This window comes from Bifidobacterium psychraerophilum, from assembly GCF_000741705.1.
GTDB lineage: Bacteria > Actinomycetota > Actinomycetes > Actinomycetales > Bifidobacteriaceae > Bombiscardovia > Bombiscardovia psychraerophila.
Window position 1 is genome coordinate 479,200 of the sequence record NZ_JGZI01000009.1, and the last position, 15,715, is coordinate 494,914.

Here is a 15,715-nt window from a genome sequence, read left to right on the forward strand (position 1 = left end):
CTGCTGTACCATATATGTCTAACTGTGATTCGAAAGGCTGATTCATGAAGCAGACAAAACGTGTCAAAGCCGTAAGCGCTGGGATGCTTTGTGCAACGATGGCGTTCACCGGCGGCATTGTGGCCACCACGACGGGCGCACAGACAGCTCAGGCGGTTTCAAGCTATTCCGAGTACCAACAGACCCTCGCATCCAGCGATGCATTGAAGGCGCAGCTCGCCGGTGTGAATTCAGCGCTGCAGAACAAGATCCTGGAACTCAACGATCTGGTCGAGAATCAGATTCCGGCTGCCCAGAAGGCCGCCGATGCGGCTGCGGATGCAGCCGAATCAGCCAAGCAGCAGGCGGATGCGACCGCGGATCGTTTGGATGCGGCCAAAAAGGATAAAAGCGATCTTGAAGCGAAGATCGCGGAAACCGGTGAGAACTACGACGATGCCAAGGCGGCCGTGGCTCAGCTGGCACGCAGCAGCTTCCATGGTTCCGATGCCTCCGATGTGATGGATGTGGTGACCAACGCCAAAACGACCAGCGAGTTCGTGGACAAGATGCAGTCCGAAGCCGCCGTCACCAGGAGCGAGACCGAGGCGGCCAACGATGCGGCCACCACGCTGAGCGATTCGATGAATCGCAAGCAGCGCCTTGAGGCGATCGAGCAGCAGATCACCGTGCTCAAGCAGCAGACCGCGGATCAGGCGGCCGCCGCCCAGCAGGCTTCGGCTGATGCCTCCGCGAAGCAGACGAGTCTGAACACCTTGCGTGAACAGGGGAGTGCGCAACAGGCCTCCCTGGAATCCCAGCAGAGCAGCCTGAAAACCGCTGCGGCCAAGGAAGCCGCCCAAGCGGTCATGATGAAGGCGCAGATCGACGCCTATAACCTCCAGCTGCAGAAGCAGCGAGCTGCTGCTGCGGCCAATGCCGCCGCCGCGGCCGCCCAAGGGCAATCGACCAAGGCCAGCTCCTCAACGAGCAGCTCTTCGAGCTCCTCGTCATCCTCAAAGGGTTCAAGCTCCAGCTCGGGATCATCGAGCAGCTCGGGCGGTTCGAGCTCCGGTGGTTCCAGTTCAGGCGGAGCCTCCGGCATGAACTATTCGGTGCCGGGCAGCTGTGCGCCGGGTTCCACCTACTGCTATGGCCATGCCACCGGTAACACCAATGGCAACGCCTATCCATGGAGCCAGTGCACCTGGTGGGCATACATCAGAAGGCAGCAGCTCAACCTTCCTGTCGGCTCGTATCTCGGCAACGGCCAGGATTGGGCGAACTCCGCTCGCGCCCTCGGCTATCTCGTCAACCACACACCGCATGTCGGCGCTGCCATCTCCCTGAGGGGCGGCCAGCTGGGCGCCAATGCAAAATACGGCCACGTCGCGATTGTGGAACAGGTGAATTCCAATTCCATCATCATCTCGGAAACAGGTGCAAGCCTTCAGGGAACGATCGTGTCCAGGACGATTTACAACCCAGGACTGTATTGGTACGTCCACTACTGAGTTCGCGCTGAAGCGATGATGTGATGGGGCCCGGGATGATTCCGGGCCCCATCGCTTTCTGCCCCTCATCCGCGATGTGCTATCCTCAGGCCTTGCGAAAGGTGTGTGCCCTTCCGGAAGGGCACGGGTACGGTGCCGGTACGGCGGAACGGCACCGACAACGATGAAGAAGGAGGTCAGCGATGGCTAAGGAGCAAGGAATCGCAACGATTGCGAATAATCGAAGGGCGCGTCATGATTACGCCATCGAAGACCATGTGGAAGCGGGCATCGCGCTCACCGGTACCGAAGTGAAATCCCTGCGCGAGGGCCGTGCCTCCCTTGCCGAATCCTTCGTCACGATCGACAGGCGGGGCGAGATGTGGCTCGAAAACGCGAACATACCCGAGTACCTCAACGGCACCTGGAACAACCATGCCCCTAAGCGCAAGCGTAAGCTGCTGCTGCATGCCGCCCAGATCGCCAAGTTCTCACGGCAGACCGAAGCCAAAGGCTACACGATCATCCCACTGAGCCTGTATTTCAAGGACGGCAGGGTCAAGGTCGATATTGCGCTCGCCCGAGGCAAGCGTGAATACGACAAACGCCAGTCCTTGCGCGAAGAGCAGGACAAGCGCGAGGCGCAGCGTGCAATGCGATACAAGAACATGAAATCATCTGTGTAAATGAAACGTCTGTGTAGTTGAAACGTCTGTGTAGCAGAAATCATCTGTGTAGCTTGTGCCCACAAGCAGTGCGGGCGCGCGCAGGCACGCGTATCGGGCGGCCTGCTGCCGTACGTCGCCAATCGTGGATGCGGTGTTGATGGTTCGTATGGTCGCCGATGCCGAAGTGACCGCATAATGAGCGCGTAACAGGTTCGGTGATATTCGAGAATTATCTTGGTTCTTTACGACTTCGTGACATATGCCTTTTACTCTCCCTTGTTGAGGGCGTCCGACGTTGTACATGGGATGGTTGAGAGAGAGGGAAACAATGACATTGGGGAAGATCAAAGGCATCGCCTCGGCGATGCTCAGCGGCGCATTGATTGTCGCGATGGCAGGATGCGGCACCACCGACAGTTCGGAGAGCTCCGCATCAGGCACATCAGGAGCCGGTGCGACGCCATCGGCCTATGATGTGAGCGGCATCTCCAAGGATGACTCCATTGCGTCATTGGTGCCGAGCTACATCGCCAAGGACGGCAAGCTCACGGTCGGTATGGATACCTCCTATGCGCCTGCCGAATTCCTGGACTCGGACGGCAAGACGCCGATCGGTTATGATGTGGATCTGGTCAACGCGATTTCAAAGGTGCTGGGACTCACTCCCGACCCGCAGACGGCCACCTTCGACTCGATCATTCCCTCCATCGGCACCAAATACGATATCGGTGTTTCGAGCTTCACCGTCACCAAGGAACGTAGTGAGGCGGTTGATTTCGTGACGTACTTCAAGGCCGGTATGACCTATGCGGTGCAGAAGGGGAATCCCCAGAAGGTCGACGCCACCGATCTGTGCGGTATCAAACTGGGCGTCCAGACCGGTACGACCGAGGAGGAGGAGGCCAACTCCGCCAACAAGGCCTGCACCGATAAAGGCAAGGATGCGATCGATGTGCAGTCCTACAAACAGCAGACCGATGTGACCACCGCGCTGGTGACCGGTAAGGTCGATGCCTTGTATGCGGACAGCCCCGTGACAGGCTATGCGATTGAACAGACCGGCGACAAATTGCAGAAGCTCGGCGAAGACCAGGGGGTCGCCCCTCAGGCCGTGGCCATCAAGAAGGGTGATTCCGCGACGGACCAGGCGATCCAACAGGCGATTCAGAAATTGATCGACGACGGAACCTACACGAAGATCCTGAAGGCCTGGGGTGCGCAGTCCGGTGCGATCGAGAAGGCGGAGATCAATCCCACCGCAAGCGAGTAGTTGCTTTCCGGGTGGCTGCGGTGCGCGCCGCATCCACCCGGAGCCATCGGCACCCGGCGCCTGTTTGGACGTGCGCCGATGTGCCGACGCTGATGTGGTGGATACTGTTTGGGTAGATGTTGATGTCGACGGTGTGCTGTGAACACTGTGATGTGAACGATGTGCCGTGGTGATAATCCGATGATCGCGCAGCTGCGGTTATCGGGGCGGGGAGGGGAAACATGCCGAGGAGTGATAGCGACGGAGGTTTGGATATACCGAACAGGATATCCGCGCGCCCAGTGAGGAAACCGGGTCCGTACATCGCGGCGGTCGTCGTCGTGGTGGTCGCCTTGATGCTGCTTCATGGCATGGTGACCAACCCGAACTTCGATTGGCCAACGGTATGGATGTATCTCTTCAATGAGAATGTTCTCTCAGGCATCGGATGGACCCTGCAACTCACGGTGTACGCGATGGTACTTGCCACGGTTCTGGCCGTGATCCTCGCCATGATGCGCAAGTCGGCGAATCCCGTTCTGCGCGGGGTCAGCTGGTTCTTCATCTGGTTCTTCCGGGGCACCCCTGTGTATACGCAGCTGGTCTTCTGGGGTCTGCTCGCGGTACTGGTCCCCAGGATGGCCCTCGGCATTCCATTCGGTCCCGAGTTCTGGAGCATCGACACCAAGACCCTGATCTCCGCCGGCACGGCCGCGGTTCTGGGCCTTGGTCTCAATGAGGCCGCATACCTTTCGGAAATCGTCCGTGCGGGCATAGAGGCCGTTGATACCGGACAATCCGAAGCCGCCGCGGCACTGGGCATGCGGCGTTCGTTGATCATGCGCCGCATCGTCCTACCACAGGCCATGCGTATCATCGTGCCGCCCACGGGCAACGAGACCATTGGCATGTTGAAAACGACCTCGCTGGTGCTTGCCGTTCCTTTCTCCCTGGAGCTGCAATTCGCCACCAACGCCATCGCGAACCGTATATACAAGCCGATTCCGCTGCTGCTGGTGGCCTGCATCTGGTACCTGGTCATCACCACGGTGCTCATGATGCTGCAATCCCGTCTTGAGCATCACTTCGGGAAGGGCTTTGACGCCCGCGCGATGGGCAGCAAGGGCAAGCAGCCTCCGCTGCCCGGTAAAACATCCGGCGAACCAAAGGATGCAGTCGATAAGGTGAATCAGGCCACGATGGTGGGGTTGAACGCATGAGCATGCAAGAGCAATCGCTAGACGCGGCAGGTGCGCCCGCGATCGAAATCGTCCAGGTGCACAAGGCTTTCGGAAGCCTGCATGTGCTCAAAGGCGTGAGCCTTACGGTTATGCCGGGCACGGTCACGGCCATTCTGGGGCCTTCGGGTTCCGGGAAATCGACCTTGTTGCGGATGATCAATCAATTGGAGACACGCACCGGCGGTGAGATCTTCATCGAAGGCGAGTTGGTTGGGTACAAGCCGCTGGGCAATGGCGGTCTGCGTCTGCTTGACGATAAGGAAGTCGCGGCGCAACGCTCGAAGATAGGCATGGTGTTCCAGCGTTTCAATCTCTTCCCCCATATGACGGCGGTTGAGAATGTGATGGAAGCGCCGGTGCATGTGGGTGGCGTCGCGAAACGCGAAGCCAGGGAGCAGGCGCTCAACGAGCTCGATCGCGTCGGACTGGCCGATCGTGCGAACTACTATCCGGCACAGCTTTCAGGTGGTCAGCAGCAACGTGTCGCCATTGCGCGGGCCTTGGCGATGCATCCGAGCATCATGCTCTTCGACGAGCCGACTTCGGCGCTTGACCCTGAATTGGTGGGGGAGGTCCTGGCCGTGATGCGTCAGGTGGCCAAGGAGGGCATCACGATGGTCGTGGTCACGCATGAGATGGGATTCGCCCGTGAAGTCGCCGATCAGGTCGTTTTCATGGATCAAGGGGTCGTGGTCGAGCATGGTGGATCTGACATCATCGATCATCCCCAGACCGAGCGATTCGGCGCTTTCCTGAAATCGGTGCTCTGACCGGGCACAATGTCACATCCATGCGGGGCCGAGGTGTAGAGGTTCCGATAAGAAGGGCGTGTCCGGATGACGTCCCTCTGGGAAATCCATAGACTGGAACACTATGTGCGGAATCGTTGGATATGCAGGATCGGGATGTGCGTGCGGCAAGCCTCTGGAAGTGTGTATGCAGGGTTTGCAACGTTTGGAATACCGGGGCTATGACTCCGCAGGCGTCGCCTTGGTCGCTCCGGGGATGCAGGAGGTGGCTTGGCGCAAGAAGTCCGGCCGGCTGGGCAACCTCGAACAGGAGCTCGAGCGTCATCCGATGCCGGAGGCGACAGCGGGCATCGGACACACCAGGTGGGCCACCAACGGTGCGCCCACGGATGTGAATGCGCACCCTCATATGAGCGGTGACGGGCATATCGCCTTGATTCACAACGGCATCATCGAGAATGCGCCGCAGCTCAAATTCAATCTTCAGGCCGAGGGGTACACCTTCGCCTCCGCAACCGACACGGAGGTCGCCGCGAAGCTTCTGGGCAAGGTCGCCAATGAAGTGATCGCACAGGAGGGTGCGCCCGATCTGTTCAAAGCGGTCAGGCGTGTGGCCAGAATGCTCACCGGGGCATTCACGATCCTTGCGGTCGATTCGCGTCAGCCGGATATCGTGGTCGGCGCCCGTCATGATTCACCGCTGGTGGTCGGTCTTGGCGATGGCGAGAATTTCCTCGGATCCGATGTCGCGGCCTTTGTGGCATATACCAAGGAGGCCTTGGAACTCGGGCAGGACGAGGCGGTATGCATCAGCGCGGACAACGTTGAGGTCACGGATTTCGAAGGCAACCCCGTCACCGAAGCGAAGCGCTTCACCGTCGATTGGGACGCCTCCGCCACGGAAAAGGGCGGTTGGGATTCCTATATGGACAAGGAGATCCATGAGGAGCCCCTTGCCGTTTCCGACACGCTGCTCGGACGTTTCAGCGTTGACGGGGATCTGAATCTTGATGAGGTCCGTATCGATGAGGATGTATTCCGCTCGATCGACAAGATCGTCGTCATTGCATGCGGTTCCGCTTCTTACGCGGGCCTGGTCGCCAAATACGCCATCGAGCATTGGGTGCGCATACCGGTCGAGATTGAGCTGGCGCATGAGTTCCGCTACCGTGACCCGATTCTGACGCCGCGAACCCTGGTGGTCGCGATCTCACAGTCGGGCGAGACGATGGATACGCTGATGGCCCTGCGTCATGCCCGGGAACAGGGGTCGAGGGTGCTGGCGATCTGCAATACCCAGGGTTCGACGATTCCCCGGGAGTCGGATGCGGTGCTGTATACGCACGCCGGTCCTGAAATAGCCGTGGCATCAACCAAGGCTTTCGTGGCACAGATCGTGGCTGCCTATCTGCTTGGACTGTATCTCGCGCAGGTCAAAGGGACGATGTATCGCGATGAGATCCGTCAGATCGTGGATAATCTCAAGGCCATGCCCGAGAAGATCCAATGGGTGCTGGACAACCAGGCCGATGTGATCGCCCAGACGGCTGACCGCATGGCGAAAGCGCACTCCTTCCTCTTCCTCGGACGGCATGTGGGATACCCGGTCGCCATGGAGGGCGCACTCAAACTCAAGGAGATCGCCTACACCTTCTCGGAGGGTTTCGCCGCCGGTGAGCTCAAGCACGGTCCGATCGCCTTGGTGGACGAAGGCGAACCCGTCGTGGTGATCGTCCCGAGTCCACGTGGCCGTGACGTGCTCCACAACAAGGTCATCTCCTCGATTGAAGAGGTCAAGGCCAGGGGCGCGTTCACCATCGCGGTCGCCGAAGTGGGGGATCCGGATGTCGAACATTATGCGGATGTGATTTTCTGGCGTCCCGAATGCTCGACGCTGCTCAGTCCGCTCACGGATGTGGTGCCCTTGCAGCTCTTCGCGATGGATATGGCGAAGCTGAAGCATTACGACATCGACAAGCCGCGTAATCTGGCCAAATCGGTGACTGTGGAATAAGCACCGTTCATCACCCCGTCGCCTCCTCGCGTCGTGGTGTCGCCGTCGCTGCGACGGGGAGGGGAGCAGCGACACATCGGAATGAGAAGCATGCTGAATCAACGCTCCCCGCATCACCGTTGGGTCGTCGACGAGCCTGATATCCCGTTTGAGATGGGTATCCTCTATGAGGATGAGCGGATCATCGTGGTTGACAAGCCTCATTTTCTGCCGACCACGCCACGTGGCATGTGGTTTCGTTCCACTGCTCTGATGCGTCTTCGTGAGCGTTGCGATAATCCCGACATCACACCGGCCCATCGGCTCGATCGTTCGACGGCCGGGATCGTCGTATTCGTCAAGGAGCCCTCCGCCAGGGGAGCCTATCAGATGCTCTTCCAGCGCAGGGAGGTGCGAAAGACCTACGAGTGCATTGCGCCGGCGGCGATACTGCGCACCGCTCCCCGTGGAGTGTCCCGAAGGCTGTGCCCTCCCGCGGTCTTCCCTCTGATGCGGATTTCGCATATCAGCAAGGATCGTGGAACCATACAAGCCTATGAGATCGCCGCCGCACCCAACAGCAGCACGCTGATCGCGGTGGCTGGCGATCAGGGGGCCGTGGCGTCTGCGAATGCAAAGGCGCGGGCAGGTCGCGCATTGCTGAGAGTGTATGAATTGCATCCTCGCAGCGGCAAAACGCATCAGCTCAGGGTGCATATGAATGCGCTCGGCCTGCCCATACTTGGTGATGATCTGTATCCGACCCTGAACATGCGGGCGACGGATGACTTCTCCCAGGCGCTTCAGCTTGTGGCACGAAGCCTGGAGTTCAGGGATCCGTACAGCGGTCAGTTCCGTCGCTTCACATCCCGGATACCGTTGGAGACCTCGGATGCCGCCGTGCAGTCGTATACCCGGCTTCCTGCACCTTCACGAAAGCGATAGCCGCATCGCTGCTATTCGTTGAGATCGCGGACTGATGAGCGCTCCACCATCTCGGCGGGGATGACGGTTTTGATGCCTGCCGGGGGCGTGTCACCCTCACAGGCCTGCAGCACCATCGAGAAGGCCTTCTGCGCGATCTGTGAGAAATGCATGCGCATCGTGGTCAGCGAAAGCCGTGGAACGGTCCCATGCAAGGAGTCATCGACTCCCATCACGCTGATGTCGTCGGGCACGTGTTTGCCGGTGCTTTCGATGCCTTGTATCGCGCCATAGGCCATCTGGTCGTTCGCCGCGAAGATCGCCGTGCATTGCGGGTCCGCGGCGAAGCGACGCCCGGCCTCATACCCACTGTCCGCATTCCAGTCGCCGATGAAGGCTTCCGGTACGCGAATGCCCTGCTGCAGCAGCGTATCCTTCCATCCGCGGGCGCGGCTGACGGCCGCTTGGGAGTGCTGGGGGCCGGCGATGTGATAAACCGTCTGGTGTCCTTTGCTCAGCAGGTATTCGCTGGCTGTTGCCGCGCATCCGTACTGGTCATCGTCAATGGTGGGGCAGTGGTTCGAAGGCCCCTCGGTCACCATGATCACGGGAAGATCCCGTGGGGGTACGAAATCCGCGAAATCCGAGACACGTTGTTCGAGCAGTACGATCATCCCGTCCACAGGGAATTTCTTCATCTGCTCGACCGCATGTCGCAGAGGGTGCTCGTCCGTCGATTGCATGGTGAGCACCGTGGTGGCATAGCCCTTGGCGGCTGCGCATGTGCTGATGCCTTCCAGGATGCGCATATTCCCGTATGTGTTCATGTTGAACATGGCGACGCCGATATCCATGAAACGCCCGTGTTTGAGGGCGCGTCCGGCGAAGTTCGGACGATATCCGAGCTTCTGCATCGCCTCCTTCACGCGTGCGCGCGTCTCCGGTCTCACCGCCTCGCTGCCATTGGATACGCGGGACACGGTTTGGGGCGAGACGCCAGCTGCTTGTGCGACGTCTTGCATGGATGCCCATCGGGCTCGTTTGCCAGCCATTCCTCTTGTATACCCCACTTCCTTGGCTTTGGTGTAATTTGTGCCGCGCTGCTGTGGTGGAAGCGGGCAATCGTGTGTAGAATGAAAATGGTTGCGCAAACATTTTGTTTCGAACCGAGTCGTCTCCTGGTGGAAGTCGCTGTTGACTGGGCCGGGGTTCCTTCGAGGGAGAGGGGTTGTTATGGTTGCGCCGAGTGTGCCGGTGGTGCGGGGTTCGGTGGTGCCGGGTTCCGTTCGTGGTGGGCGTCGTGATTGGCGTGGGTGGAAGTTCATGTTGCCGTTCGCGGTGGTGTTCGTGTTCGTGTTCATCGTGCCGATCGTGTATGCGGTGTGGATCTCGTTCTTCCAGAGGAAGATGATCGGTGGGACGGTGTTCGTGGGTTTCGCGAACTACGCGCGTCTGTTCGCTGATGCGCAGTTCTGGGACAGTGTGCGCCGGGTGGCGTTGTTCACGGTGGTGCAGGTGCCGGTCATGTTGTTCCTGGCGGCGGCGATGGCGTTGGCGTTGGACAGCATGAAGCTGCATGGTTCGAAGTTCTTCCGTATCTCGACGTTCCTGCCGTATGCGGTGCCGGCGGTGGTGTCGACGTTGATCTGGGGTTTCGTGTACGGGGCGAAGTACGGTCTGGTGGGTTCGCTCAACGGGCTGCTGGGCACGGATCTGGATGTGCTGGCGCCTTCGGTGCTGCTGGCCGCGATCGGCAATATCGTGACGTGGGAGTTCACGGGGTACAACATGCTGATCTTCTATTCGAGCCTGTCGACGATCCCGCATTCGCTGTACGAGGCGGCGGCGATCGATGGCGCGGGGGAGTGGCAGATCGTGCGCCGGATCAAGCTGCCGGAGCTCAAAGGGTCGTTGGCGATCACGGTGATCTTCAGCATCATCGGGAGTTTCCAGTTGTTCAACGAGCCGAGCATCCTGCAGAACATGGTGCCGGGTAACGCGGTGACGACGTATTACACGCCGAACATGTACGCGTACAACCTGAGTTTCTCGGGCAACCAGTCGAATTACGCGGCGGCGCTGGCGATCGTGATGGCCGTGATCACGATGGCGATCGCGTATGCGGTGCAGCTGCGCAGCATGAGGGAGCAGATGAAGTGAGTGGGTCGAGGCGTGGTTCCCGGGTGTCGTCCGGGGTGGGTGTCGGTGGTTCGGGCGTGGGTGGCGTGCCGGTGGTGTCGGCGCGCGCGCGTGCCCGCAGGGTGGCGCGCGACGAGCGGGCCGAGCGGCGCAGGGCGGGGCGTTCGGGGTTCTCGAACCCGGCCAATCCGCGGCGTTCGACGGTGATGACGCTGGTGTGCGCCCTGTTCGCGGTGTACTGCCTGTTCCCCTTCGTGTACCTGGTGGTGAACGCGACCAAGACGCAGGCGGATTTCACCTCGACCTTCGGTCTGGGGTTCGGTGGCTCGTTCGCGTTGTGGGACAACCTGTCGCTGGTGTTCTCGTACCAGGACGGGATCTTCGGCCGGTGGCTGGTGAACACGCTGCTGTACGTGGTGGTGGGCGCGGGCGGCGCGACCCTGCTGGCGATCATGGGGGGTTACGCGTTGGCGAAGTTCCGGTTCCCGGGCAGGAAGGCGGTGTTCGTGGTCGTGATCGGCGCGATCAGCGTGCCGGGGATCGCGTTGGCGGTCCCGCAGTTCCTGTTGTTCGCGAAGCTGGGGTTGACGAACACGCCCTGGGCGATGATCATTCCCAGCCTGATCAGTCCCTTCGGCCTGTACCTGATGTGGATCTTCAGCGAGCAGGCCGTCCCGGTCGAGCTGCTGGAGGCCGCCCGGGTGGACGGGGCCGGCGAGTTCCGGACCTTCTGGCAGGTGAGCCTGCCGTTGCTGGCTCCCGGGATCGTGACCACGGCGTTGTTCACGATCGTGGCGACGTGGAACAACTACTTCCTGCCGTTGATCATGCTCAAGGACTCGGACTGGTATCCCCTGACGATCGGGTTGAACCAGTGGAAGGACCAGGCCAGCACCGCAGGGGGCCAGGCGATCCAGAACCTCGTGATCACAGGCAGCATGGTCACCATCATCCCCCTGGTCATCGCGTTCCTGCTCCTGCAACGCTACTGGCAATCAGGCCTCGCCGCAGGCGCAGTCAAAGAATAACAATGGTCGGATAACAAGGGCCGGCTGGCAGAGCCGAATAACGGTGCTTCCCCCATGCCTTGTCAGGTGATTCCTCGGCAACGACGCCATCAAGGCAGGAGAGAAGACGCATGCGGCCTCAATCTTGGGTGACAGGAGGCGGTCCAGGCCGCCGAAGTGGCCTTGGCTGGCAAACGGTACGGAAATACAGAGAGCGCATGCCCATGCAGGGTCTGCGATGCGAGAAACAGGGGTTTCAATGACTGAACACAGACAATTCAGATGGCCGCAACCGCTGAAGGGCAGGAGCCAGGAAATCTGGTACGGGGGTGATTACAACCCGGAGCAATGGCCCGAAGAGGTCTGGGACGAGGATGTGGCCTTGATGCGCAAGGCCGGGGTGAATCTCGTCTCCGTCGGGATATTCTCATGGGCGAAGCTGCAGCCATCGGAGGACTCCTGGGATTTCGGGTGGCTCGACCGCGTCATCGACAAGCTTGGTGGAGCGGGTATAGCCGTCGATCTTGCCAGCGCGACCGCCTCCCCGCCCATGTGGCTCACCCAGGCTCATCCTGAGGTGCTCTGGCGTGACGAACGTGGGAACGTGTGCTGGCCGGGTGCGCGTCAGCATTGGAGGGCGACCTCACCCATCTTCCGCGACTACGCACTCGCCTTATGCACCAGGATGGCCGAGCATTACAGAGACAACCCCTATGTGGTGGCGTGGCACGTCAACAACGAATACGGCTGTCATAACCGTTTCGACTATTCGGATGACGCCGCGCAGGCATTCCGCGTCTGGTGCAAGGAGCGGTACGGGGATATTGAATCCGTGAACGATGCCTGGGGCACCTCATTCTGGTCGCAGCAGATGGGTGATTTCTCGGAGATCATCCCACCGCGCTTCATCGGCGAGGGCAATTTCATGAATCCCGGGAAACTGCTTGATTTCAAACGTTTCTCATCGGATGCGCTGCAGGAGTTCTTCCGTGCCGAACGCGACACTTTGGAGCGCATCACTCCCGGCATCCCCCTGACCACCAACTTCATGGTGAGTGCGGCGAACAGTGTGCTGGATTATGACGCATGGGGCAGGGATGTTGATTTCGTCTCCAACGACCATTACTTCATGCCGGGGGAGCAGCATCTTGACGAACTGGTGTACAGCGCATCGCTGGTCGATGGCATCGCCCGCAAGCATCCCTGGTTCCTGATGGAACACTCCACAGGTGCCGTGAATTGGCGTGCCATCAACTACCGCAAAGAGGAAGGGCAGTTGATCCGTGACTCCTTGGCCCATCTGGCGATGGGGGCCAACGCCATCTGCTATTTCCAGTGGCGCCAATCGCAGTCCGGTGCGGAGAAATTCCACACCGCGATGCTGCCACATGCGGGGGAGGACAGCCAGGATTACCGCGAGGTCTGCGAGCTGGGGCAGGATCTGAAGGTGCTCAGCGATGCGGGTGTGGCCCGGAGCGCGGTGGCCAAGTCGCGAATCGCCGTGGTGTTCGATTACGAAAGCGAATGGGCGAGCGAGCATACCGCGACACCCACCCAGGAGGTCAGGCATTGGACGGAGCCCTTGGATTGGTTCCGGGCTTTGGCGGATTGCGGAATCACGGCCGACGTCGTGCCGATCCGGGCCGCGTGGGATTCCTATGAGGCGGCGGTGCTGCCAAGTGTGTATCTGCTTGACAAGGCGAACGCCAAACGGGTGCGTGACTATGTTTCGGGTGGTGGAAAGCTGTTCGCCACCTATTACACCGGCATCTCCGATGCCAATGATCGCATATGGCTGGGCGGCTATCCCGCGTCCATAGCCGATGTGATCGGGGTGCGATCGGAGGCCTTCACGCCTATGGGTTCGGATATCGACGGTGTGTTGGACCACCTGGAACTGAGTAATGGCACCGTGGCCCATGATCTCGCCGACTGGATCACCTCCACCGCGGACACCGTCGAAGTGCTTGCGGTGTATGAGGCTGAGGAATGGACGGGAATGCGTCATGTTCCCGCAATCACGTTCAATAGCTTCGGTGAGGGTCAGGCGGCCTATGTGGGTTGCAGACTGGGGCGCGAAGGTCTGTCGAAAGCGCTGCCCGAATTGCTGGCGCATATGCATATCAGCGCTTCCGACGGTGTTCCCGATGACCGTGCGGCGAATACCGGCGTGCTCAGGGTTGAACGTATCGCTGACGAGGGGAGCGGCCGATTCGTGTTCCTGTTCAACCGCACCCATGAGGAACGCACGGTTGACGTCGAAGGCACGGTTTTGGTCTCGTCACGCGCCACCGTGCACCCAGGGGAGCTAACCGCGAGCATCAAGGCCAATGGGCTTCTGGTGATGGCAGTCTGATGGAGGCTCTCGGAGACGGATCGGCGTGGTACGCCGATCCGCCTCCGTCTGGCGTGATGCTGGTCAGGTGCTTGTGCTTGGTGCTATGCGCTGTGGTCGGTCATATGGGCTCTCACCCCGTGTGACCGACACAACATGTGAAGGCAGGTCTAAGCGCTGTGGAATCGAATGGCCGCCCATGAAATCTCGGGCATGGTCAGGGTGAATGAGGCATCCTCATTCATCCGAACATCGCATGCATGCGGCACAACGGCGTTGCTGTCCTCTGCGGTGTTGCGCCGGTAGGGATCGTCCTCGTGGAGCATCTGTGTGGCATCGATGCGCATGGTCGATGCGTCGATCCGCGGCAGGGAGGAGCAATCGATGCGGACGTCGTGGGTGCCGTGCTCGTCACGGTTGACGACGAGTGCAAGGCCTTCGTGCCGCTCGTCGTCCCATGTGATGACGGCGTCGATGGCAGGTACCGCATCGTATTGTGGCGTGGAGAGCATCGGGCCGTCGATGCTGGGAGCATAGGCGTTTCCCCGGGCGTGGTGCGCGGCCGCCGCAAAGGGGTGGAAGACGCTCTGTTTCCAAGCGGGGCCCATCGCTTCCGTCATGATCGGGGCGATGACGTTGACGAGTTGGGCCCGGGAGGCCGAACGTACATGGTCGCAGTGCTTGAGCAGGGAGATCATCAGGGATCCCTCGACCACCGCGTCGGCGACCGTATACAGATCCTCCAGAAGCCTCGGCGCTTTCGGCCACTCTTCATGATGAAGACCGGCCTTCGCCTGCGCCTTCCATTCCTCTTCCTGCTGGTTCCAGACGTCCGAATACCATACCCCCCACTCATCGAAGGACAATGCGACTTCATGGTCGGAGTGCTTCTCCGCCTTCGTCGTGGCGCATATTCCGGCGACGGTGTCGATGAAATGCGCCATATCCTCAGAGGAAAGCAGGAAGTCCTGGAAGCTGGCGGCGCCCCGGTCATAGTAATAGGCGTGGCAGGAGATGAAGTCCAGGTTGTCGTAGGCCTTGTCCAACACCGTGCGTTCCCAGTGCCCGAAGCTGGGCATATGCGCGCTCGAAGATCCGCAGGCCACGAGTTGCAGGCCGGATTCGGCCAGTTTCATGGCATGCGCCACCTGATCCACCGCAGTGGCGTAGGCTTCCGCACTCATATGCCCGACCTGCCACGGGCCATCCATCTCATTGCCCAGACACCACATCGAAACATCCATCGCCTCGGGAATGCCGTTGCGTACACGACGGTCGGCCAACGCCGTCCCTGCTGGGGCATTCACGTATTCCAACTCCTCCAGGCAGGCATGCAGCCCTCTCGTACCGAGGTTGACCGCCAGCATGATCTCCGTGCCGGTCTGACGACTCCAATGGTAGAAGTCGTCAATGCCGACCTCATTCGTTTCAGTGCTGTGCCAGGCCAGGTCGCGTCGTACCGGTCGGAGTTCCTTGGGTCCGGTCCCGTCCTCCCAGTTGTAGTTCGAGACGAAATTGCCTCCCGGGTAGCGAACGCAGGTGACACCGAGCTCATTGACGAGCTCCATGACGTCATGGCGGAATCCGTATTCGTCCGCTGTCGGATGATCCGGCTCGTATATGCCGCCGTATACGCCTCTTCCCATATGTTCGACGAAGGATCCGAACAGTCGCCTGGGAATATCGGCGACGGCGACGGGTGTGTGAACGAGCGCTGTTCCGGAGGCTTGATGCGGGATTTTTCGGGGCGGAACGGCATCCTTGCCAGCAGTGCCAATGGCTGCGGCCGTCTGGGTTTCTCCACGCGTCATGAAAATCTTCCTTTCGCTTCAAAACACTTGTTTGTTTGCGCAAACATACCTTAAGATGTTATCGTTAACTCGAACGATACAAGACGATGTATCCGAAGTCGAATTTGTGAACAAGGAACTCGTTCAA

The 15,715-nt window shown here is 60.1% G+C and carries 12 protein-coding genes; 10 read left to right on the plus strand and 2 right to left on the minus strand.

All coding sequences use genetic code 11. The features are described from left to right. Positions 1-44 precede the first annotated feature (44 nt). From BPSY_RS05995 to BPSY_RS06025, 7 genes are all read left to right on the plus strand, one after another. Positions 45-1,493 carry a CHAP domain-containing protein gene (locus tag BPSY_RS05995; RefSeq protein WP_033498180.1) on the plus strand — a complete coding sequence of 483 codons (1,449 nt, stop codon included), beginning with the start codon at positions 45-47 and terminating at the stop codon, positions 1,491-1,493. A 182-nt stretch (positions 1,494-1,675) separates the two neighbouring features. Beyond that, positions 1,676-2,158, plus strand: a complete 483-nt coding sequence (gene smpB / locus BPSY_RS06000; RefSeq protein ID WP_033498182.1) for an SsrA-binding protein SmpB — start codon at positions 1,676-1,678, stop codon at positions 2,156-2,158. 310 nt (positions 2,159-2,468) lie between these two features. Continuing rightward, on the plus strand, positions 2,469-3,410 hold the full coding sequence (locus tag BPSY_RS06005; protein ID WP_033498183.1) for an ABC transporter substrate-binding protein: 942 nt from the start codon (positions 2,469-2,471) through the stop codon (positions 3,408-3,410). Positions 3,411-3,631: 221 nt separating this feature from the next. Beyond that, positions 3,632-4,609 carry an amino acid ABC transporter permease gene (locus tag BPSY_RS06010; protein ID WP_033498184.1) on the plus strand — a complete coding sequence of 326 codons (978 nt, stop codon included), beginning with the start codon at positions 3,632-3,634 and terminating at the stop codon, positions 4,607-4,609. Next, positions 4,606-5,400, plus strand: coding sequence for an amino acid ABC transporter ATP-binding protein (locus BPSY_RS06015; RefSeq protein WP_100841083.1), 795 nt, complete (start codon positions 4,606-4,608; stop codon positions 5,398-5,400). Before BPSY_RS06010 ends, BPSY_RS06015 begins: the two co-directional genes overlap by 4 nt. Positions 5,401-5,503: 103 nt before the next feature. Continuing rightward, entirely contained in the window at positions 5,504-7,393 is a 1,890-nt protein-coding gene (gene glmS, locus BPSY_RS06020; RefSeq protein WP_033498186.1) for a glutamine--fructose-6-phosphate transaminase (isomerizing), read from the plus strand. Positions 7,394-7,483: 90 nt separating this feature from the next. Beyond that, on the plus strand, positions 7,484-8,317 hold the full coding sequence (locus BPSY_RS06025) for a pseudouridine synthase (RefSeq protein ID WP_051921754.1): 834 nt from the start codon (positions 7,484-7,486) through the stop codon (positions 8,315-8,317). A gap of 11 nt (positions 8,318-8,328) precedes the next feature. Here BPSY_RS06025 and BPSY_RS06030 read toward each other — a convergent pair whose 3' ends face one another. Further along, positions 8,329-9,318, minus strand: coding sequence for a LacI family DNA-binding transcriptional regulator (locus tag BPSY_RS06030; RefSeq protein ID WP_033498187.1), 990 nt, complete (start codon positions 9,316-9,318; stop codon positions 8,329-8,331). A 211-nt stretch (positions 9,319-9,529) separates the two neighbouring features. Between BPSY_RS06030 and BPSY_RS06035 the strand changes: the two genes are divergently transcribed. The 3 genes from BPSY_RS06035 (at position 9,530) to BPSY_RS06045 (ending at position 13,798) form a co-directional block, all read left to right on the plus strand. Continuing rightward, on the plus strand, positions 9,530-10,456 hold the full coding sequence (locus BPSY_RS06035; RefSeq protein WP_033498188.1) for a carbohydrate ABC transporter permease: 927 nt from the start codon (positions 9,530-9,532) through the stop codon (positions 10,454-10,456). Between the two features lie 56 nt (positions 10,457-10,512). Continuing rightward, positions 10,513-11,463: a carbohydrate ABC transporter permease gene (locus BPSY_RS06040; RefSeq protein WP_033498199.1), complete on the plus strand. Its 951-nt coding sequence runs from the start codon at positions 10,513-10,515 to the stop codon at positions 11,461-11,463. Between the two features lie 238 nt (positions 11,464-11,701). Beyond that, positions 11,702-13,798, plus strand: a complete 2,097-nt coding sequence (locus BPSY_RS06045) for a beta-galactosidase (RefSeq protein ID WP_033498189.1) — start codon at positions 11,702-11,704, stop codon at positions 13,796-13,798. A gap of 149 nt (positions 13,799-13,947) precedes the next feature. On the opposite strand, the gene BPSY_RS06050 is transcribed toward BPSY_RS06045, so the two are convergent. Continuing rightward, entirely contained in the window at positions 13,948-15,588 is a 1,641-nt protein-coding gene (locus tag BPSY_RS06050; protein WP_081884284.1) for an alpha-N-arabinofuranosidase, read from the minus strand. Between the last annotated feature and the right edge of the window lie 127 nt (positions 15,589-15,715).